The sequence below is a fragment of the Patescibacteria group bacterium genome, assembly GCA_018900835.1.
In the GTDB taxonomy this organism is placed as follows: domain Bacteria; phylum Patescibacteriota; class Minisyncoccia; order Minisyncoccales; family PEYH01; genus PEYH01.
This window is the reverse complement of the sequence record JAHIFQ010000004.1, coordinates 49,140-70,605: the sequence shown is the minus strand read 5'-3', so window position 1 is coordinate 70,605 and position 21,466 is coordinate 49,140. Positions and strand designations below refer to the sequence as shown.

Annotated in this window: 22 protein-coding genes and 1 tRNA gene; 3 read left to right on the top strand and 20 right to left on the bottom strand. The window is 35.8% G+C overall.

Going from position 1 to position 21,466, the window contains the following annotated elements; genetic code table 11:
- Positions 1-10: 10 nt before the first annotated feature.
- The 7 genes from KJ562_00665 to KJ562_00635 form a co-directional block, all read right to left on the bottom strand.
- Complete coding sequence (locus tag KJ562_00665; protein MBU3964237.1) at positions 11-274, bottom strand: hypothetical protein; 264 nt, start codon at positions 272-274, stop codon at positions 11-13.
- Positions 275-445: 171 nt separating this feature from the next.
- On the bottom strand, positions 446-1,792 hold the full coding sequence (locus KJ562_00660; GenBank protein MBU3964236.1) for a HAMP domain-containing histidine kinase: 1,347 nt from the start codon (positions 1,790-1,792) through the stop codon (positions 446-448).
- Between the two features lie 40 nt (positions 1,793-1,832).
- Positions 1,833-3,782 carry a hypothetical protein gene (locus tag KJ562_00655; protein MBU3964235.1) on the bottom strand — a complete coding sequence of 650 codons (1,950 nt, stop codon included), beginning with the start codon at positions 3,780-3,782 and terminating at the stop codon, positions 1,833-1,835.
- A 117-nt stretch (positions 3,783-3,899) separates the two neighbouring features.
- Positions 3,900-4,751: a hypothetical protein gene (locus tag KJ562_00650; protein MBU3964234.1), complete on the bottom strand. Its 852-nt coding sequence runs from the start codon at positions 4,749-4,751 to the stop codon at positions 3,900-3,902.
- Positions 4,735-5,304, bottom strand: coding sequence for a hypothetical protein (locus KJ562_00645; GenBank protein ID MBU3964233.1), 570 nt, complete (start codon positions 5,302-5,304; stop codon positions 4,735-4,737). The genes KJ562_00650 and KJ562_00645 overlap by 17 nt, the downstream gene beginning before the upstream one ends.
- A gap of 376 nt (positions 5,305-5,680) precedes the next feature.
- Positions 5,681-6,553 carry a Fic family protein gene (locus tag KJ562_00640; protein ID MBU3964232.1) on the bottom strand — a complete coding sequence of 291 codons (873 nt, stop codon included), beginning with the start codon at positions 6,551-6,553 and terminating at the stop codon, positions 5,681-5,683.
- A 278-nt stretch (positions 6,554-6,831) separates the two neighbouring features.
- Positions 6,832-7,563, bottom strand: coding sequence for a radical SAM protein (locus KJ562_00635; protein ID MBU3964231.1), 732 nt, complete (start codon positions 7,561-7,563; stop codon positions 6,832-6,834).
- Positions 7,564-7,846: 283 nt separating this feature from the next.
- On the opposite strand from KJ562_00635, the gene typA reads away from it, so the two are divergent.
- Complete coding sequence (typA, locus tag KJ562_00630) at positions 7,847-9,637, top strand: translational GTPase TypA (GenBank protein MBU3964230.1); 1,791 nt, start codon at positions 7,847-7,849, stop codon at positions 9,635-9,637.
- Between the two features lie 290 nt (positions 9,638-9,927).
- Here typA and KJ562_00625 read toward each other — a convergent pair whose 3' ends face one another.
- The 3 genes from KJ562_00625 to KJ562_00615 all read right to left on the bottom strand — a co-directional run bounded on the left by KJ562_00625 (position 9,928) and on the right by KJ562_00615 (position 11,047).
- Positions 9,928-10,176 (bottom strand): hypothetical protein, encoded by a 249-nt coding sequence (locus tag KJ562_00625; GenBank protein ID MBU3964229.1) that lies wholly within the window; start codon positions 10,174-10,176, stop codon positions 9,928-9,930.
- A gap of 67 nt (positions 10,177-10,243) precedes the next feature.
- Positions 10,244-10,315: transfer RNA gene (locus KJ562_00620), tRNA-Arg, on the bottom strand.
- A gap of 30 nt (positions 10,316-10,345) precedes the next feature.
- Positions 10,346-11,047, bottom strand: a complete 702-nt coding sequence (locus KJ562_00615; protein ID MBU3964228.1) for a class I SAM-dependent methyltransferase — start codon at positions 11,045-11,047, stop codon at positions 10,346-10,348.
- A 3-nt stretch (positions 11,048-11,050) separates the two neighbouring features.
- Here KJ562_00615 and KJ562_00610 point away from each other — a divergent pair, with 3 nt between their 5' ends.
- On the top strand, positions 11,051-12,652 hold the full coding sequence (locus KJ562_00610; GenBank protein MBU3964227.1) for a tRNA uridine(34) 5-carboxymethylaminomethyl modification radical SAM/GNAT enzyme Elp3: 1,602 nt from the start codon (positions 11,051-11,053) through the stop codon (positions 12,650-12,652).
- Between the two features lie 146 nt (positions 12,653-12,798).
- On the opposite strand, the gene KJ562_00605 is transcribed toward KJ562_00610, so the two are convergent.
- From KJ562_00605 to KJ562_00565, 9 genes are all read right to left on the bottom strand, one after another.
- A complete protein-coding gene (locus tag KJ562_00605; GenBank protein MBU3964226.1) occupies positions 12,799-13,746 on the bottom strand; it encodes a Nif3-like dinuclear metal center hexameric protein in 948 nt (315 codons plus the stop codon).
- Positions 13,746-13,958, bottom strand: a complete 213-nt coding sequence (locus KJ562_00600) for a hypothetical protein (GenBank protein MBU3964225.1) — start codon at positions 13,956-13,958, stop codon at positions 13,746-13,748. The genes KJ562_00605 and KJ562_00600 overlap by 1 nt, the downstream gene beginning before the upstream one ends.
- Before the next feature lie 15 nt (positions 13,959-13,973).
- Entirely contained in the window at positions 13,974-15,410 is a 1,437-nt protein-coding gene (locus KJ562_00595; GenBank protein MBU3964224.1) for an RtcB family protein, read from the bottom strand.
- 21 nt (positions 15,411-15,431) lie between these two features.
- Positions 15,432-16,742 (bottom strand): UDP-N-acetylmuramoyl-L-alanyl-D-glutamate--2,6-diaminopimelate ligase, encoded by a 1,311-nt coding sequence (locus KJ562_00590; GenBank protein ID MBU3964223.1) that lies wholly within the window; start codon positions 16,740-16,742, stop codon positions 15,432-15,434.
- Complete coding sequence (gene ruvA / locus KJ562_00585) at positions 16,739-17,308, bottom strand: Holliday junction branch migration protein RuvA (GenBank protein ID MBU3964222.1); 570 nt, start codon at positions 17,306-17,308, stop codon at positions 16,739-16,741. Before ruvA ends, KJ562_00590 begins: the two co-directional genes overlap by 4 nt.
- Before the next feature lie 293 nt (positions 17,309-17,601).
- Positions 17,602-18,633 carry a hypothetical protein gene (locus KJ562_00580; protein ID MBU3964221.1) on the bottom strand — a complete coding sequence of 344 codons (1,032 nt, stop codon included), beginning with the start codon at positions 18,631-18,633 and terminating at the stop codon, positions 17,602-17,604.
- Positions 18,634-19,030: 397 nt separating this feature from the next.
- Complete coding sequence (locus tag KJ562_00575; protein ID MBU3964220.1) at positions 19,031-19,231, bottom strand: hypothetical protein; 201 nt, start codon at positions 19,229-19,231, stop codon at positions 19,031-19,033.
- Positions 19,228-19,845 (bottom strand): nucleotidyl transferase AbiEii/AbiGii toxin family protein, encoded by a 618-nt coding sequence (locus KJ562_00570; protein MBU3964219.1) that lies wholly within the window; start codon positions 19,843-19,845, stop codon positions 19,228-19,230. Before KJ562_00570 ends, KJ562_00575 begins: the two co-directional genes overlap by 4 nt.
- Positions 19,794-20,096 carry a hypothetical protein gene (locus tag KJ562_00565; protein MBU3964218.1) on the bottom strand — a complete coding sequence of 101 codons (303 nt, stop codon included), beginning with the start codon at positions 20,094-20,096 and terminating at the stop codon, positions 19,794-19,796. Before KJ562_00565 ends, KJ562_00570 begins: the two co-directional genes overlap by 52 nt.
- Before the next feature lie 168 nt (positions 20,097-20,264).
- On the opposite strand from KJ562_00565, the gene rpsT reads away from it, so the two are divergent.
- Positions 20,265-20,519, top strand: coding sequence for a 30S ribosomal protein S20 (gene rpsT, locus KJ562_00560; protein MBU3964217.1), 255 nt, complete (start codon positions 20,265-20,267; stop codon positions 20,517-20,519).
- A 6-nt stretch (positions 20,520-20,525) separates the two neighbouring features.
- Here the strand turns inward: rpsT and holA are convergent, their stop codons facing one another.
- Positions 20,526-21,464, bottom strand: a complete 939-nt coding sequence (gene holA / locus KJ562_00555; protein MBU3964216.1) for a DNA polymerase III subunit delta — start codon at positions 21,462-21,464, stop codon at positions 20,526-20,528.
- Between the last annotated feature and the right edge of the window lie 2 nt (positions 21,465-21,466).

Genomic DNA, 21,466 nt, shown 5'->3' with positions numbered 1-21,466 from the left:
TTTAAATTTCTTAAACTTTATAAACGCGATAGCCGTCCCTTGCTTTTTCAGCAATCTTTAATCCGACCTCATCGCCTTTTTTGGCTTTTTTTATTTCTTTATGGTCAACCTGTATCGATTCCACTGTTTGTTCAAAGTCCGTATCGCCACCGACAATTCTAATCGTGTCTCCTGTTTTCAAGGGACCAACAAGCTCAATCACCGCAACTTGAATTTTATCAAAAAAATGAATGATTTTACCTATTAATTTTCCTTCAATTTCTTCTTCTGGCATGTTTAAAAATTATTAATTATTTATCACTAATCACTAATCACTAATAAATGATTAACTCTAACCCGACCTTTTTTCTCTTTAAATCATTATAGCAAAAAAAGTCTGTTTTGTAGTCCTATGTGTCTGCCAAGATTATGGCGTAACCTTCGTCATATACCTTATAAGGCATTATCAACTTTTCACCAACGGGAAAATTAAAACAAATTTCGAGCCAACACCCTTAATGCTTTCTAATAAAATTTTCCCATCCATCTTTGCGCAAATTTGCTTTACGATCCATAATCCCAAGCCAGTTCCCTCTATATCAGCTGTTTCCCGATTCTTCACTCTATAAAATCTTTCAAAGAGATGAATGCTATCTTCAGCAGAAATTCCTAGACCAGTATCGGCGATTGTAATATAAAACTTCCCCTTGGAAGAATTTATTTCCGTAATTATGTTTATCTCGCCCTTGGGAGTATATTTAATGGCATTATCAAGAAGATTATAGATTACTTCCTTGAAGCGATTAGGGTTGACCATAATTTTGTCCACTGTACCCGGTTGAATAAAATTAATTTTTAAGCCCTTCTTAGCGATCTTAAATCTTAATTCTTCCACCACTTCATTGATAAGTTGCCAGGGTAAAACGACTTCTGAATCAAAAGATAGTCTGCCCTGTTCAATCTGTATAACATTTAAGACATCTGAAATCAGATTATCAAAACGGTTAACCGAAAGTTCTATTCTATTTAAATCAAGCTTCTGCTCACTACTCAATAGATGAAAGATTCCTTTTTTGAGTTCTAATATATAATTTCTTATATTTACCACTGGCGAACGCAATTCATGAACTGTCATATTCATAAAGCTGTCTTTAGCTCTGTCTATCTCGCTCAACTTCCTAAATAAGCTTACATATTGAAAAAGGCGAGTATGATGTATAATCAAGCTCAAAATCAAAATAATAGCAATAGTTACAAAAATATAGGCCTTCTGCAGCCCTTGAGTAACCAAATCGTCGGCCTCTTTTAAAGACAATGCGATGCCCGTCATTCCAATTTTCTCCTGGGCGTTATTATAGGCGGGACTTATAACATTCCAAAACCTTATGCCTTCTTCCCGACTTAAAAAAGCGATAGCCTGGTCTTTGTGCCAGGCAAGAGTAAGGGGGGTTTCGGATATTTCTTCGTCTTTTTCTTCTTCTAAATTAGAAGCGACTATTCTAAAATTGTCTCCTTCAGCCGGAACGAAAACCCTAATTTTTTTAAGGTCAGAATTATTTTCGGCTAAATATTTTAATCTTTCTTGTAATATTTCCGGTTGACTATAATGCTCAAGCACATAAGGAGATAAAACATCTTGAATCATTATCGCTTGTTTTTGCAAGGTAAGGTCTATGTTGTCCTGAAATGATTTTGCCAAAAAAGAAGTAATAAAAAATACCAAAGCTGGTATTACTATAATCAAAAGCAAAGAAAAAAGCAGGCTTGGATTTTTCCTTATGAATTTTGCTCCCTTAATTAAAATGCCGAACATTTTTTTAGTTTGATTAAATCCAGAAAGGGCGTCTGAATTTCTATTTCTTAATCTTCTTAATTTTTCCCTTCTTTTTGTCTCTGATTGCCGGGCTTAAAGAAGAAATGTTCATCTTTAATTCTTTTTTATTTAGAATGCCCACCAGAAGAAGGGCAACCCCAATAGCTAAAGTAATAATAGCTAAGGTAAGAATGATAAAACTTCTTTTTAGAATTTCGTAAGGAGAAGCTATGTCTTCTGCCACTTTACCTGTTTCTTGCGCCCAAACTTCGGGAATTAAATGTAAAATATTGGCTCCGGATTTTATAAAATTAAATGATTCTGACCTGGCGGTTATCTCTCCGTGATTATTGGTTAAAACCACATAAACCTCATGCTGACCGGGATCCAATGGCTTATCAAGCTCATAAATCCATCTTCCGTTAGCATCCACTTTAGTGACCACAATTATAGGCAAGGATGAATAGATATAAATAGAGATAAAGGTATTGGGAAGGCCATTGCCTTCAAGGCGGAGAATTGACTTATTTGTTATTTCGGATTTTTTAATGCCTACTTTCTCAATGGTAAAAATATCTGCTTTTTGGGGTTTTACTTTTCTTGGGTCTTGATACACGACCTCATTCCTCTTAGATGGCTCCATGATGTCAGACCCTAATGCCGCTTCTTCTCCATCCATATAGCCATCGCCATCGCTGTCGGGGTTTAATGGGTCGCTTCCAAGCTCAACCTCTAAGGCGTCCGGTAATCCGTCGCCATCGCTGTCTCTTATCATTTCCTCGGTGAGCGCCGCTCTTGTCTCCTCTTCTCTTCCAATAGTTTCTTCGAAATTAGCTATTTTCTCTTGAATTTTTGTTGTCATGCTTTCAACCCGAATCGCCGTATCTTCAAATTTTTCTGTCTGTTGGCCAATCTTGTTTATCGGCTTTAAGGACTCTTCAATTATTTTATTTTTATTTGCTTTCTTGACTGCTTCAATTTCTAATAATTTTTTTTCTTTTTCTTGAACCTCTTTTTCTATCTCCTCTTTTTGCTGTTGCTGCTGCTCCAACATCTCTTTCTTCTCTTGTTTAATCTCTTCCATCCTTTCTCTCATAATTTCAACTGGTTCTGCCGCTTCAAGGGCTTTTATTTCTTGCTCTTTTTTATTGATTTGTTCTTCAAGCAGTATTTTCTTATCTTGCTCTTTTAATATTTCCTGCTTGGTTTGTTTTTCTTCTTTGATATTGGCAGACAAGTCCTTTATTGTTCCATCAATCGTTTCGCTCGTGAGGCCCATCTCTTTATCTAATTGTGTTTTTGTTTGTCCCCCGCCACTCTCCCCGCCTATTTCTGCGGCTAATGTATTGACCAGAGTAGACACTTCTTGGACAATTTCTTTTGTTGCCTCATCTGTGTGCTTTTTTATCGCTTCCTCTTTTTGTTGAAGTTGTTCGCTGATTTTGCCAATTTGTTCTTTTTTGTAAGACGAATCCACGGTTTTTTCAATTGTATTGTCAACTTTAACTAAAATTAGTTCGCTCTTATAGCTGCCATATATATTTGTAATCTCGGCAAAAAAATCATACTCTCCGTTTGGAGTATTCAAAGTGTTCCAAGAATAGTGCCAAATATTGAGCTTCTTATCCGCATAAGGGTCAGCAACAGCTCCCGACCCCAAATATATTAATATCTGGCTATCGAATCGCTGAATATAAAAATCAACACCCTGAGCGTTTTCCACTTGAACTTGGATATCAACAACTTTCTCTAACTTTTTATTTTTTGTCGGCGAAATAATCCGGACAGAAGGAGTCATTTCTACTTTTTTATTATCTTGAGCTACGCCAGAAACGATTGCAACAGCGCCTGTAGTCGCTGACTCATCTATAGAATTTCCTTGTTCCAACGAAGACGAGAAGATATTGTTCGATGGTTCCTTCGCTAAAATAACATTATTAAAAACAAAAAACGAGACTATTAGGATGATTACAAAATTAAAAAATTTCATAAGTTAATCATTAATGATTCGCGATATTCAAATGGGAAAATTATGACTCTAAGTAAAGTTAAAAAATATTTTATATTATATATTATATCACTTTTATTCTTAAACAATAGAGGAATATTAAAGGCTGGCGCTGAAATCAACATCATCGGCATGCTCAATTTTCCCGTGGTGTTTGCCCATATTTTGCTCCGATGATTTACGAGTATAGTCGTATATAATATCTCTTTTCTTTCTTGTAGATAGTTTTTTGTTATTAATGGCAGGACCTCCGATACATCCCCCAGGACAATTAAGAATATCTAAAAATCTATATTGTTTTTTGCCGGACTTGATATCTTCAAGCGCTTTCTTAATGTTCTCTGTGCCATCAGTTATCAATATTTCCTTGTTCTTAAAAAGTTCGCTGATGCGGGAAGTGGCAGCCAGTCCTCCTGAAACAGGATAAATTTTTGTGTATTCTCTGATTAAAGAATCAAAATAGTATTTTCTGTTAAAGTCCTTTTCGTCAATCCCTTCTGCGTCAAAAATTTGTTGTAATTCTTCAAAAGTAATCACCGCGTCTATTATTTTTTTATACTTCGGCGCCTCAATATTCTTCTTGGCATAACAAGGAGATATAAAAACAACTTTATAATCCTTATTCCTTTGTTTGTATATTCTCGCCATTGAAGCCATTGGTGAAACCACTGGAATTAAAAACTTCATAAATTCCGGGTATTGCGACTGAATAAGGGCAACCACAGTCGGGCATGGCGAGGCGATAAACAATTCTTGTTCTGAATGCTCTTTAATATATTGAGCATAGGCCCAATTAACCATTCTTGCGCCAAAAGTAAGCTCTGTAACTTTATCAAAGCCAAGATGCCTCAACATCCCGATAATATCCGGGTATTTGAAATCAATCGGAAAAGACGGAGCAAGCAAGGCAACTGATTTATTTTTTCGGATAAGATTAATAATGTCTTTCATTTTTTGTTGCGGTTGTGCTATGGATTACGAAATAAGCGATAACCCCGCCACTAATGGCAGTGATGAGCTGGATAATGCCCATTGAAGTTAAAAATATTTTTGGAACCAAATGAGAGCCGATATAGAGATAAGCGACTAAAAATAATACAAACGATTTTAGAACAGAGGCGATTATAGCTCTACTCAAAAATGGCCAATGACTGATTTTTTTCAAACACATAACCCTAACTAAAACCGCATTTCCTAGCCAAATAAACGGAAGAAAATACAAAAGAAAAATCGTTGAAGGCCCGAAAATAACTCCATGCGCCCAAGCGCCGATACTCGGAAGGATGATAACTGGCAGCTGTTTTTTGAAATTAAGCTTTTCAGCAGAAATAAAAAGTATTGCATTGACTATCGCGCCAATCAACCATTGCGGATGGGAAAACAATAGCGGGGCAAAAAACCCGGCGCTGGATAAAATTAAAGACGAGCTTATAGCTCGGTCGCCTGACAAGGCAATGACTTTCGTTCGGCTCATCGTTCTGTTTGTTAATTTTTCTGGAATCATTGGGTTCTGTTAATTACTAATTATTAATCACTAATCATTAATTATTAATCACTAATCATTAATAATCTATCATCAATCGCTGATTATTGATTGTCGTTTATTTTTCATATCTTTATTCTACCAAAAAACCATTATGTAATAAAGAAAAATCGCTCAAAAAGCGATTCTTTGTATCTATCATTTTGGAAGCCTCATCTTGGAAACCTGGTTTCCAAACTCACAACGAGGTCGGGCCTCGTTGCGACATTTGAATGTTGAATATATTGATTCAATAAAAAAGTATTACCGCTACCAGCAGAAGGCGTTTCGGCCTGATTTTAGAATTTCAAAGATTTGGTGTTTGGTTATTAAAATATGATTTGTTTATAATGCATAATCATGCTCCAATTTTCCAAATTCCTTTTTCCAAAAAAGCTTCTATTGTTTGACGCGTAGCTTTATTAATAAGATTTGAATGAGAAAGTTTTTTCTCTTTAGCATAATCAATTAGTGTCATTATCTTCCTGCTCTCCAAGTATGCTAATCGTTTATAATAACTATTAGTAAGAGCCTTAGCTACAATCTCTTCCATTATCTCTGTTTTGCCTTTCTCATCAAATTCTTTAAAAGCATTATAATACTTTTTTCTATCAATAAATTTAATATTTATTGGCACAAAGCCTTCTCGTATTAATAGATAATTATTTATAACTCTTCCTATGCGACCATTACCATCACAGAAAGGATGTGTGTGCTCAAAATCAAGATGCAATCTCGCAATTCGTTTAATAATATTTTGATCACCGCTAGCATTATATTCCATCAACATCTTTTCTAATCGCTCTATTATTTCCTCTGATCTTGGCGCAATATGGCTTCCCACTCTCACATATTCTCCAGACTTACGAAATCTGCCCGCAACATCATCACGAATATTTGAAATAAGCATTTTATGAAGCAATAAAATAACATCAAGATTTATTTCTTGTTCCTTTGCTCGTTTATCTATATATAAAACCACATTAGCAAGATTTTTTGCTTCAAATATTTCTCGTTCACTAATAAATCTATCAAGGTCAATCTTAAGCAGAATCTTTTCTGTTTCTTCCAATGTAAGCGCGCTGTTCTCAATTGCGTTTGAGTTATACACTTGCTCAGGAATCTCAGCTTCATTGATAAGTTTAATAAGCGCCTCTTTTCCAATAGACGCCTTATAATATCTCTCGCGCAATGAGTTTATTTTATTGAAAACACTTAATACTTTAGTCATATGTCTATATTATAGTTTCTTTCACGTTTTTGTCAATAAAACCGTGAAAAAATACGATTTTTGATAGTTTTTCACGGTTTTGACCTGATTTTAATATTTTGAAGATTTGGGGCTGGGTTATTAATCTATTCTAGTCATTCAATAAACCTCTTAGACATATACGCTCAAAAAGCGATTCTTTGTATCTATCATTTTGGAAGCCTCATCTTGGAAACCTGGTTTCCAAACTCGCAACGAGGCCGGGTCTCGTTGCAAACTCATTGTAAATAAAGCGTATTTCAACAACTGATTCCCAATTTCGCAAATGTTGAAGAAAGATTCTGCTCTGTCTGGCAAAAAAAGTCGTCAGTCATTTTGTTTTCCAATCCGTATTTCGAATATACCCAATCAGCATAATGATAATTCATTCTATCAATTATCGCATAGTCAACTTTTCCTGCGAGCATTTCTGGAAGGCCTACTGTCCCCGGAAGTATCGGCGCAATCATAACATAGGTCCTTATGCCAGCGCTATGCAATTTATCAAGCGCCCTAATTCTGTCTTTTATTGGAGGGGCTTGAGGTTCAAAAATTCTTCTAACACTATCATCAGCTGTGGCAATACTGAAACCAACCTCAAAATTTTTCCCTTTTTTCAAAATATCCATGTCCCGCAAAACTAAAAGGGATTTTGTCTGAATCACCACTGGCCAGCCAGCACACGCCAATATCTCTAAACATTGGCGCGTAAGCTTGTATTTCTCTTCTATTGGCTGATATGGGTCGCATACTCCGCTTATCCAAACCTTGTCTTGTTTTTTCCTGCCAACTTCCGACCTCAACAAATCAGGGGCATTAATTTTAACATCAACAAATTGGCCCCATGGTTCCTTGTATCCTGTAAACCTTTTCATAAAACGAGCATAGCAATACGAACAACTATGCTCACAGCCAACATATGGATTAATAACATAAGGGAAAATTTTGGATTTAGATAAAATGGTTTTTGGCCGAACCTCTCTTATGATCATATTTAAACAAAAATAATAAACATCTCTAATTTAGTTGTGTCTCTTGGCTGATTCGAACAGCTATCTCCTACTCCGGATATTGAGCTAATTTTGGAAGAGTTATTCTTAATAATCTTGCCATATTTGTATATTATAATAAAAAATAGTGTCAAAAACCAGAGTTAACGCCATTTTAAAAAATGGAAGAGATTGACCTTTTAAAAATTTTGTAGTATAAATAAAGTATAGAGATTCGCATAATTTAAAGCTGTTTTACCGCTTTATAAAGGCGGTTTTAATTTTTATGGAAATAAGAAATATTGCAATTATCGCTCATGTTGACCACGGCAAGACAGCCCTTACTGACGCATTAATGCGGCAAACAGGAATGTCAGAGATCGGGGACAGCATGGATAGTGATGTTCTTGAAAAGGAAAGAGGAATGACAATCTATTCAAAAAATACCTCTGTTTATTACAAGAATACAAAGATAAATATTGTGGATACGCCAGGCCACGCTGACTTTGGTTCAGAAGTTGAGCGTGTTTTGCGTTCTATAGATTCTGTCATTTTAGTAGTTGACGCCCAAGAAGGCCCAATGCCTCAAACAAAATTTGTTTTGAAAAAATCACTTGAATTGGGACTGAAACCAATTGTAGTGCTGAATAAAATAGATAAGCCTGCAGCAAGACCCGATATTGTGCAAGAAATGATTTATGAGCTTTTCCTTGATTTAGAAGCAAGCGATGAACAGCTGGAATTTACTACAATTTATGCTATCGCTCGAGATGGCATTGCCAAAATAGGGATAGATGATGATTCTAAAGATTTGACTCCCCTCCTAGATACAATTTTGAAAGAAGTATCTATCTCTTCCAATGAAAAAGCAAGAAATAAACCTCTTCGCATGCAACCCTTTAATCTTGCTTATGATAACTTTATGGGACGACTCGCGATTGGAAGAATTTATGAAGGAAAAATAAAAAACAACTCTAATATAATCATTAAAGATATAAAGGGTGAAACTCGTGAAGGCAAAATCACAAAATTGTTTACTTTTGAGGGATTAAAAAGAAAAGAAATTGAAGAAGGTTTTACCGGAGACATCATAATGATTGCCGGTCTTCCTAATATATTTATTGGAGAAACTATTTGCGTGGATGTGGAACAAAAAGCTTTGCCAGCTATTAGTATTGACGAACCAACAATCTCGTTAAATTTATTGGTAAACAACTCCCCGTTTGCTGGGCAAGACGGAAAATATGTCACAAATAACCAACTTAAAAAAAGATTAATAAAAGAATTAGAGGTTAATGTTGGTTTAAAAATTGACTTTTCTGCTCTTGATTATTATAAAATCTATGGCAGGGGTGAAATGCATATCGCAATCCTGCTTGAAAATATGCGTCGCGAAGGTTATGAAATGCAAATATCACAACCACATGTAATTATCAAAGAAAAAGATGGCATAAAGCTGGAACCGTTTGAAGAGGTTACCATCATTGTGCCCAAAGAAATGTCTGGAACTGTTATTAAAAAACTTTCGAGTCGATGCGGCAAAATGATTAAAATAATGTCCAAGCGTAGTAATGTAAAAATTATTTTTGAGATTCCAGTCAGGGGATTACTTGGATATCGCAATGAATTTATAGTTGATACTAGAGGCGAAGGGATTATTTATGCTCAAATCATAGGATTTAAGCCCTATGTTGGAGATATCAAAAAAAATGATATGGGGTCAATGATTTCAATGGCAACCGGAAAAACTCTTGGGTTCTCTCTTTTTAATCTTCAAAATAGAGGAACTTTATATATTAAGCCGAGCACAGAGGTATATGAAGGAATGGTTATTGGAAACACGGCGAAGGGACATGACTTAACTGTAAATCCAACAAAAGGGAAAGAATTATCAAATATGCGCGCTTCAGGATCTGACGAGGCAATTACTTTAACGCCTCCAGTGAAACTAACGCTCGAGAAAGGCATTGGGATTATGAACCAAGATGAATACTTAGAAATTACTCCACTTAACATTCGTTTAAGAAAACAATTTCTAACCGAAAACGGAAGAACTAAGGCAAGCAGAAATAAATAAACTAAATTATTTCAATAATTGATTTTTGTAGATTTTTCCATCCGTGACAGTTTTTAAAAAAAACAGAAGCTCTCGCTTCTATCTGTACACATTGGCTCCGGGAAGCGGACGACGTTCGAACCTACTGGCAGACCACAAAAGAGTGGTTTGAGATACCAACTTTGACTGCTCCCTAATCTACTCCACCCTGCCACTCACTATTGTTTTTATCAGCTCCGCAGATTAGACGATGTTAGAATTATTTTATGCGTTCATAAAAATAAAAAAACACTAAAATAGTGGTCCTTTAACTAATATTCTAACTTCAGATTTAATTTCTCGGCTAATAATTGAATCCACTTATCGTGTCTATCTATTTGAGAAGTTATGCTAATATATTCTGTCTTCAAATCAGAGATAGCTTTTACTAAACCATCTACGGAAATTACTAAAAATTGTACTGATTCTCTCAGCCCATTAATATCTTCTCTCATCTCTTTTATATCCTCTTTCGTAGCACAGACTTCTGCTATTTTTTGTATATCTTCTTGGGTTAACATATTTTTATTATATATTAACTACAAAGATTGTGTCAAATATTGCTCCGGGGGTAGGGTTCGAATCTTGTGTCCCTGGGCTGATTCGAACAGCCATTTCCTCCTCCGGAGGGAGGTGTTTTATCCATTGAACCACAGGGACTAAATCATTTTGGAAACCTGGTTTCCAAAATTATTTTTGGGCGATTATGAAAATGTTTTTTCCTTTTTTGCTTCTTTCTAAAATTCCTTTTTCTTTTATTACAAATCCCGCGCTTTCAATAATCTTTTCCAACTCCTTTTCTGAAAAAATATGAATATATCTGTTTATAACAAGCTTGCCAGCGCTGTTTTTCCAAGGATAAAAAATATCTTTGAAATCAAGCTTTGTTCTGCCTATTAATTTAAGCAAAATATATTTTAATAAAAGTCGTCTCGCTTTCTTGTTATCATTTAAATCCCAAACAGTTAAGACAATCCTGCCTTCTGGTCTTAAAACCCGCCTCACTTCCTTTAAAAACTCTTTTCTTATAGCGCTTGACGGGATATGATGGAAAACAGCCAAGCAAAATACTTTGTCAAAAAAATTATCCTCAAAAGGCAGAGATAATGGCTTGCTGACAAAAAACTTGGCATCTGGATATTTGGCTTTAGCGATTCGTATTAAGGCGCCGGAAACATCAACTCCGCGATAATCAACATTATCCCCGACCACTTCCTTGAACCGCCCATTTCCGCATCCTAAATCCAGAATCTTGTCTCCTTCATTAATATAGTCCTGTAAAATCGCAAAATCAGGAGGAATATAATCTCGCTTTTTATCAAAATCATCTGCAATCACATCATAGTCCTGCCTTGTCTTATCCAATAAATATTCAGCAAAATCTTTTTTCATAATATGGAATTGGCAAAAGAAATCATTATCGCTCTTTTTAAAGAAAAGGATTTAAGCCCCGAGATTTTGAGTTCATTGAAGCGTTCTTATTCCAAGAAAAAAAGCGCGAAAATGATTCCAAACTCCCAATTATTAGAAGCTTATCACACCTTAATCAAAGATAAAAGAATAAGGCCAAGCCAGAAAATTGAGGAAGCTTTGCGGATTAAAAAAATCCGGTCGCTTTCAGGGATAGTTATTGTTTCTGTCCTTACAAAACCATTTCCTTGTCCGGGAAAATGTATTTACTGCCCTTCCCAAGCTAATGCGCCGAAAAGCTATCTTAAAGAAGAGCCAGCAGTGGCAAGGGCGATTAGATGCGAATATAACCCATATAAACAAGTTCAATTGCGGATTCGCGCGCTTGAGGCAATCGGCCACCCAACAGATAAAATTGATTTAAGAATTATCGGCGGAACATGGTCGTTTTACCCGAAAAATTATCAAAATTGGTTTATTAAAGAATGTTTTAAGGGAGCGAACAACTACAATCAAAAACAAAAAAACCAAAAGCCAAAACCACATGCAAAAAATAAAAACCTAAAACAAATACAAAAAGAAAATGAAAAGGCGGGACACAGGATAATCGGAATTACAATTGAAACAAGACCGGACTTTATTGATAAAAAAGAAATAAAACGATTAAGGGAACTTGGGATGACCAGGGTTGAGCTCGGAGTTCAGAGCATCTATGACAATATTTTAAAAATAAATAAAAGGGGGCATAATATTGACGCAACAATAAAGGCAACTCAACTCTTAAAAGACGCTGGATTTAAAATTTGTTTTCAGATGATGCCAAACCTGTTGGGGTCTGACCCGAACAAGGATGTTGAGATGTTTGAACAACTTTTCTCAAATCCAGATTTTAGGCCTGATTATTTAAAAATATATCCCTGCGCATTATTAAGAGAAGCTCCTTTGTATGATATCTGGGAAGAACGAGAATATAAGCCCTACACAGAAAAACAACTTTTGGAAATCATAATCGCAATCAAAAAGACAGTCCCATATTACTGTCGGATACAAAGAATTATTAGGGATATTCCGTCCCAATATATAATACAGGGCGGAACTAAAACATCTAATTTAAGGCAGATGATAGAAAAAATATCAAAACAGCAAGGATGGCAATGTAAGTGCATTAGGTGCAGGGAAGTTAAAGACAACTACAATCCAAAAGAAAAAATATATCTTTTCCGAACTGATTATGAAGCGTCTAATGGAAAAGAAATATTTTTAAGTTTTGAGAATAAAAACCGAACTCTGCTCCACAGCTTGTTGCGGTTAAGAATACCTGGCGAGATTGTTTTGCCTGTTCTAAAAAATTCAGGCATTGTAAGGGAAATTCACACTTACGGAAAATTAGTGCCAATATCCCGAAAAATAAAAGCTCCCCAGCACCGAGGGCTTGGTAAAAAATTGATGCAGGAAGCAGAAAGAATTATTAAAAAAGAATTCGGCTTGAAAAATATCGCTGTGATATCCGGAGTTGGAGTGAGGGGTTATTACAGAAAATTAGGATATGGACTGAAGCAAACTTATATGATAAAAAAACTGCAATAAATCTGCCTTGATTTTACTTTCCTTGGATTATTTTGCGTTTTATTTGGCACTTTCTGCCTATAAAGGGAGATGGAGTTCTAAAAGCAGTATTACCTGCTTTTCCTTTTTTCGCTTGTTTGGAAAAATATTTTTTCATACATAATTGATTATTGATTCCGGGAGACCCTAATCAAGCCGGAGCAAGGCACGATTTCAATCCCTTTTTTCTCCAATTCGTCTAAAAAGAGATTCACGCCAAGGGAATCGGAAGCCATATGTCCGGCTATCACCATATTAATATGAGCTGATTCCGCTTCTCTTTTATGCTCTTCTGAAACATGCATTCCTACAATGGTTCCAACCCCTGCCTGCGCCATTTTTTCATAAAGCTTTGGCGAGCCCTCTGTGCCTCCGGTAATCTCTGTAAAAGCGATTCTTCCGCAATGACTGTCTTTTTTGCCTACAAAAATCTTGGGTCCAATTCCATTTTTGATTGATAATTTATATTCGGGAATTTTTTCTATAATATCCAACAGTTCTCCCACTGTCTCCGGTTTTTTGCTTTCAACAATTTTTTTGAGGAAATCGGCTGCCAAATTATCACAAACAGTATGGAGACAGATTAAATTGGATTTCAAAAGCTTAGCTGCGTCAACTGTTCTTTGAGAATTTGGCTTGTTTAAGCCGCGGGCCACTTCTGATATTTTCTCTCTCATCAGCCCCTCTGCTATATTTATCGGGACTCCGTATTTGGCAAGAACTTCGCATTGGAGATTCATTACTTCATGAAGAGTTGCTAACGCTTTTCCTAATGGATGATGAGAAATAATCAAATCAATATTCCCAATTTCTTTTGCCATCAAAAGCTCGGCCGGGTCTATATCTATACCGATTAAAATCTTTTTTATTTCCTTGTCTTCAGATATGTTTAAAATGCGAGAATCAGAGTATGGATTTTTAAGCATTTCTAAATCAAAGTCCTGTTTTTCTTTTTCAGAAAAATTTTCATAATCGCGCTGTTTTTTGCTTAAAAACTTTTCTACTGCCTCTCTGCCTCGGAGGTCAGCAGTCATAGCCATCTGAACTGCTAAATCATGAATGTCTTGTATTTTCATTATTCAGAAACTTTTACTGTTTTAGGTTTTTTTAAAGTTTTTGATTTTTTCAATATCTTTGGAGCCACCTCTTTTTGCGCTGTATTATCAAATTTGGCATACAACTGTTTAATCATATCTTCTCTTTTACTAATATCTGAAGTCCCCCGGCGAATACGAGCTTTTTCCTGACGGATATGTTTGCGAGCGCTTTTATTTAATTTTTTATTCATAAAATTTTTCAATTTTTATTCTCCCTTTATAACTGCCAATGGTTTCAATCGAGCAACTTTTCTGGCAAGCCCTGCTCCCTGAACTACATCTACTACATCATTAATATTTTTATAAGCCAAAGGTGCTTCTTCGGCAATATTCCTCGCTGAATGACACTTTACCAAAATTCCCTGTTTTTGCAAGTGATTAACAACATCTTCCCCCCTGATTTGGTTAATTGCCGCATGCCTGGACATTGCTCTCCCTGCCCCGTGATTTACTGTATGCCAGGCCTCTTTTGACTTTTCCGTGCCCACGCAGACATAAGAAGATGTTCCCATAGAACCAGGGATAAGAACCGGCTGTCCAGCCGACTTATATCTTTCCGGAATCCCGGAATGCCCAGCTGGGAAAGCTCTTGTTGCACCTTTGCGATGAACTATTAACTTCATAATTCCGCCATTAACTTCGTGTTCCTCAATTTTAACAATATTATGAGCCACATCATACAAAAGAACAAGGTCATTGGAATTGCCAATTATTTCCTTAAACGCCTTGCGGGCATAATGGGTGACAATCTGCCTATTTGCCCAAGCAAAATTACAAACAGCATACATTGCTTTCAGAAAATTTTGACCTTCTGGAGAATTAAACGGGGTGCAAGCCAATTCCTTGTCTGGCACACTAATCTTATACTTTGGCATTGCTTGTAAAGCAGATTTTAAATAATCAGAACAATTCTGATGTCCCAAACCCCGCGAACCAGTATGAATCATTGCCACTATTTGTCCGGTAAATAATCCAAATGTTTCAGCTACTTGTTTGTCATAAATTTCTTCCACTGTTTGAATTTCTAAAAAATGATTTCCGCTTCCCAAGGTTCCGAGCTGGTCTCTCCCGCGATTTTTTGCTCTGTCTGAAACGAATGCGGAATCAGCATCGCGCATACATCCCCCTTCTTCACAATTTTCAATATCTTGTTCTACGCCATAACCCTGCTCTACTAACCATGGCACACCATTATCAAGCACTTTATTTATTTGGTTAATGCTTAATTTTGTTTTTCTGCCTCTGCCCAATCCCGAAGGAATTTCCTTTTCAATTCTGTCTGCCAACTTTTCTAAATATGGCTCAATCTCCTTTTGATTAAGTTGCGATTTAAGCAAACGCACCCCACAATTTTCGTCAAACCCTACAAATCCAGGAGAAATTACTCCTTGGCTTATCTCCATTGCTCCAACTCCTCCAATCGGCGGACCATAACCAGAATGGATATCAGGCATACCAAAAGCGTAACCAATAATTCCCGGCAAAAAAGCGCAATTCATCAATTGCTCTAAGGACTCTTCTTCTATTTGCGCCCATAATTTATCAGAAGAATAGATTCTAACGCCCACCCTCATTCCTTGCCTAAAAGACGCTGGTAATTCCCATAAATATTGGTCTATTTTTTTGAATGCATCTTTAACCATATTTAGAAATTATTTCAAAAATTACATTTCCTCTCTTGCTACCTGCCTGTCATCCCAGGAAATCTTTTTCCCTCCAGCCGCACAAATCCAGGGCTCGCCCCCTTTGCCTGTAATCGCCACTGTGTCCCCGGGGTTGGCTAAGGACAGCGCCCTCCTAATCGCCTCTCGTCTGTCAAAAATCTTCTCGCAATTAGCGCTCTGGGGAACGCCTGCCTCAACTTCTTCAATAATTTGAATCGGGTCTTCGTCATAAGGGTCTTCATTGGTTAAAATAATCTTATCGCAATATTGGCCTGCTAAAGACCCGAAAGCCGGTCTTTTCCATTTATCCCTACCGCCCCCGCAAGAACCTAAAACACATATTAATTTCTTTTCTGCGTTCTGCTGTTTTCCCATAGAAAGCGTTTTATATACGCTTTCAAGAGCTTTAGGCGTATGGGCATAATCAACCACTACTTTAAACGGCTCTTTTATCACGAATTCCATCCTACCCGGAATAGATTCTGTTTTCTTCAAGGCCTCTGCCATCACATTTAAATCTATACCCTGGGACATCCCGAAAGAAACAGCTGCCAGAGCGTTATAAATATTAAACTCTCCGACCAAAGGAATGAAAAATCCCTGTCCTTTTACAGAAAATTCCGAATGGTCATCAAATAATCTTATTGCTTCTCCGCTTACAATATTTATTCCCTTTGTTTCTGTTTTTGGCTTTTGGCTTTCTGTTTCTAGTTTTTGGCTTTTGGCTTTTGGCTTTATCATATATCCCCATTTCTCCTCAATTGGAAATTTCAGAAAACCATTGGCATACCTGTCGTCTAAATTAACTATAGAGCTCTTAATCCCGCGGACTTGGAACAACTTTTCTTTGGCTTGTTGATATTTTTCAAATGAACCATGGGATTCAATATGTTCTTTCTCTAAATTGGTGAAAATCACCGCGTCAAAATTGATAAACTTATGACGAAACTGCTTGATTCCTTCAGATGTTACCTCCAGCACAGCGTATTGACATCCTTTATTTACCGCTTGTCTTAAAAAATGATGCATCTTAAGCCGGCCCGGCATTGTCATTTTAAGTTTATTCTGTCTTGTTTTATCTCCTATTTGGAAACGAATTGAAGAAAGCGAAGCAACCATAAATCCCGCTTGCCTTAGAATATCCGAAATTAGCTGAATTGTCGTGGATTTTCCATTAGTTCCAGTCACTCCAACCACCACTATTTTTCTTGACGGGAATCTATATAAAACAGCGCCTAATAGAGGAAAAAACTGGTAATACCAGTTCAGAAGAAATTGCGGAAAAATCTTTTTTAGGATTCTTTTTATCATTTCTTTGTGAATTGTCTTAACGCCTGTTGGACTCTTTGACTCGTGTCTTTGACTTCCATTGGCACATTTGATAACGCCTCTTTCGCTTCTTTTTGAGAAAACCCTAATGCTACCAAGCCCCTGAATGCCTCGTCTTGTTGCGGACTTTTATCTTTTATTTCCTCGATTCTTTTTATGCTGCCCCCTAATTCCAAGATAATCTTCTGAATTTTCTTTTTCCCGATTCCTTTAATTTTGGAGAAAAAACCAAAATCCTGGATTTCTATGGCTTCTTTAAGCTCGTCAAATGTTCCCAATGAGGCGATAAGCATTGCTCCTTTGGGCCCGATTCCTGAAACTTTTTCTATAATTTCAAAGACCCTTAATTCTTCCTGCGTCAAAAGCCCGTATAATTCCGGCTTTTCATTGCGAATAGCGAAAAAAATAAAAAACTCTACTATCTCTCCTATATTTAATTTTTCCAAGGTCTTTGGGGAAACAAAAACCTTAAAACCAATATCATTGTTTTCAACAATAACAAATTCTTCATCTTTTGCTTTTATTTTACCCCTGATAAAAGAAATCATTGTTTAATATTACCCTATTCCCCGCCTGTTTTCAACTACCCACTCGCTATCATTTTCAAACAATTATTTTCAAAATTTGACTTTATATCACGCTCAATGTAAAAAAACCGCACACAAGGAGGCGACATAATGTTTTGCGCGGGATGGACCAATTGAAAAAGTTCTAACATCCTACGCCAAATGATTCAAAAACCCTCATGAATAGAGGGTTTTTGGAACAGCTCCCCTTGTTGAACGCATTCAGTAAAATGGGTAAAATGGTACACGTCTCTAATTTGCCTAATTTGCTATAACTATTGACTAATTGTAAACTCGTTAGAGTATACAGCATGGCTATCTTGCATTTCTTCGTTACGTGAATAATAAAAAAAGAGTCTATAGGTGCCAACTTCTATTTCATCTTCCCATTCTGGATTTGTTTCTAATATTTCAATAATTTCTTCCCCAGATTCTATCTTGCTAGGAATCCTTTCGAAGTCTACGCCAGGTGGAGCTTGGGGTGGTGATAGGCATGGTGATATATCTACTACTCTAAATCTTCCATTTATAGTTTTTTGAGCAAAGCAACACTCTGGTTGACAAAGATTGGGCTGATAAAAAATAGGCGTACCTTGATTGTGTATTTTTATTATAATTTCTTCGCCTTGTACATACTCTAATTTATTTGTTGAAACAGTTGGTTGTTTGTTAAAACTCATTTTCTCATCTCCTTCAATCATAAACTCGTTAGAATAAGACACATTGCCGTCTTCTGAAGACGAATAATACCATCTAAATCCAATTCGATAAATGCCAGCTGGAGCTTGAATTCTTGATCCTTCGACTTGTACCAACATGTCCGATTCTATTTGTATTTGTATCTTTGGTTCTAGCAAGAGCCAGCCCTCATTCATTCTTTCTTCTGACGAAGATGGTCCTATTCGTGGCTCAGCAATTGAAGTATAAATACGTTTCCATACATTTTCACTATTCTTTTTATCTATAAAAACACCGCCGCAACATGGCGAGAAACTTGGACTATATTCAATATTTTTCGTTGTTAAATTAGAAATATCAATTTTCACGCTTTCACCTTGAGCATATTCTGTCTTATCTGTGACCAAGGTTACTTTTTCTTCGCCTTGAGAGTGTTCAGTCTTATCCGTGCCCAAGGATACTTCTTCAATTGACGAGTTTATATCAAGAGGCGTTTTATTGCTCAGTACTTTCCATGCTCCTATTGAAATAATTAAAATTAATATAACAATGCCAGTTATCCATACATTTTTTTTATTGCTAGTTAATTTTTTGATTTGTGCTATTAAATAATTTTTAAAATTATTCATATTTATTTTTAACAATTTAAGTAAAATGCTACACGTCCCTAATTTCTCTACTTCTTCCTGTATTTTATTCGGTAGCAGCCCATTAATAAACTCAGGACATCTACCATAGACAGAAGCAAGCAGTATCTCCTCAAGACAACTCGCTCTTGAAAACCGTAGTCGTCAAGATTCTGGTTGTTTTTTCTCTTTCTTTATTGAAGAGAGAGTTCGGCGATAGCAATCCGTAAACTGCTATACATTAGCCTATACTCATTTATCAGTATATCAAATCTATACATATTTTAAAAGAGGAGGAGGGCTGTCCACCATGTGTGGCCAGCCCTCGTTCATGTTTTTCGCTCCGGAGACAAGGAATCAAACCCCCAAAAGGGTTCAAAAGTCTCAAGAGTACAAAGCGCTACTGCGGGAGAAAGCCGGACGCCGACCCACAGTGCTGATAGGCATAGCCGACCCTGTACGCGTCGAACCCGACCTCTCCTATATTTAATTTTTCCAAGGTCTTTGGGGAAACAAAAACCTTAAAACCAATATCATTGTTTTCAACAATAACAAATTCTTCATCTTTTGCTTTTATTTTACCCCTGATAAAAGAAATCATTGACTCGTTTTTACTTTTTCTTGAAAAAATCTCTTAACCTGTTCCCACATAACGGGAACTAACATTTTTGGCATAGGGTCATTGTGAGCATCATCAAAAAAGACCAAACTTTTCAAAATATGCACCATATTATAATCAATGCTCTTATATTTCTTTTCAAACAATACTAATGCCTGTTTTAATGAAATGCCCTGCTGGCAAATAAAGTATAAATCAATAAAGTCCTTCTTGCTTCCACGGGAAGAAATCGCAGAAATTTTCATACAAGCGATATCTTTTATGTCAGCAACATTAATATTGCCAATTTTTTTCAACGGAAAAAGAAGCGGATAATCGTATGTCAAAAAAGCGATTTTTGTGTCATTAAAAACTCCTGTCAAAGTATTTTCTGATTCTTTTGCGATTGAAAATTTACCTAACTTTTTAATCTTCTGAATCATTGATTGGCTGTTGAACTCTTTTTTGCTGAAAAAATCCAAATCAACAGAAATGCGATGCTTTAAATATAAAGCCAACCCTGTGCCGCCAACAAGATAAAAATTTGCAATCAGGCCTGATTTTTTTAATATCTCCAGATTGCTTTGTGTTTTTTTTGAAATGATTTGTTCAAGCATAAAATTTTATTCTTATCTAAATCAAAAATAAGCTGCCAAAAATTGGCTGATTTTTGCGAAAGGTTTTTGGAAATAGAAAGGGTATTTTTAATTTCTTCTGAAGGAAAATTATCTTCCATCCATTTTATTGATTTTTTGTCTCCATATTCTAAAATCCTCTCAATAACAAATTGTGAGTGCTTTTTTATGTCCAGGGTTAAAAATTCCACATCCCAAAAATATTTCTGCAAAAATTGGGGTATTTTTTCCATATCTGCTTTAATATTACCCCATTCCTCGTCTCTTTTCAATCATTTGGACTTGAAACAAAAATCAAGATATGATATTGTATCAATCACAAGAAATTATAAGGAGATATCTTGTTTCTATTTTTCATTTTTCATTTTTCATTTTTCATTTTTAATTTTACTAAAAAGAATATGCCTATTAAAAAAGCAGCCATCAAGTCACTAAGAAAAGAACGCAGGAACAGGGCGTCTAATTTGCGTTATAAAAAAACAATTAAGGACTTGCAGAAACAAATCCTTTCTTTAAAAAAAGAAAACAAAATAAAGGAAGCGTTAGAATTGCTTCCCAAGTATTACAAAGCAGTTGATAAGGCGGCAAAAGAAAATGTCATCAAGAAAAATACTGCTAATAGAAAAAAATCCAGCGTCACCCGGATTCTAAAGTAAAATCCTCTAAATATCTGCAATCAATAATTCCAGAGCTGTCTCTGGTTTTATTTTTCCTGTTTTAACTGCCAAATCCATTTTAAAAATTTTTAAATAAATATCTTTCAGTTGAACCAAAGAAAACTCGTTGGCAAGCCAAGAGCTTTTTTTTACAACAAAAGGATGCATGGGCCTTAAAATCTTCACTTTTTCCTCAAAAGAACTGCTCTCTAATTCTTTGACAATCAATAAATTTCTAAATTGATATATTATCATTGAAAAGATATAGAACGGGGAATCGCCTTTTCCCAAATGTTTGTATAGCAAATCAAGCGCAATTTTTTTGTTTCCCGAAGCAATTGCATCAATGGTCTTAAAAATCACGGCTTCAATGTTCGGTCTTACCAATAATTCCACATCCTTTTTTTCAATGCTCTTTTTTTCCGCCTTATAAGCAACGAGCTTTTTGATTTCTGATGATAATCGCCACAAATCGCCACCTGTTGAATTGACCAATAAAACAAGCGCATCCGGCTTAATGGTCGCTCCAAGTAAAGATAATTCTTCTTTAATCCATTTTTTTGAATCCTCTGCTTTTAAAAGGTCAAATTTATAAACAGTGCCTTGTTTCTTTAAAAGTTTTAGAAAATCCGCATCAATAGACGCATTGCCTTCTTCATAAAAAATTATTGAGACATCTTCGTTCCCTGATAAGCTTTTAATTTCTTTTATAATTCCTTCTTTAAAATTCGCATTGCCAAGAACATTCCTTAGGATAACTATTTTTTTCTTTTCAAACATTGAGCTATGCCTTAACTCGTTTTTTAAATCTTCTATTGTAACAACTTCATCCCCAAGCGAATCCAAAGACAAAGAAATCTTATTTTCCTTTTCAAAAGCGCTAACTATCTCTTTTAGTTTTTGCCATGCCCTATAAGTATCTTTTCCAAAAATTAAAACAAGCATAT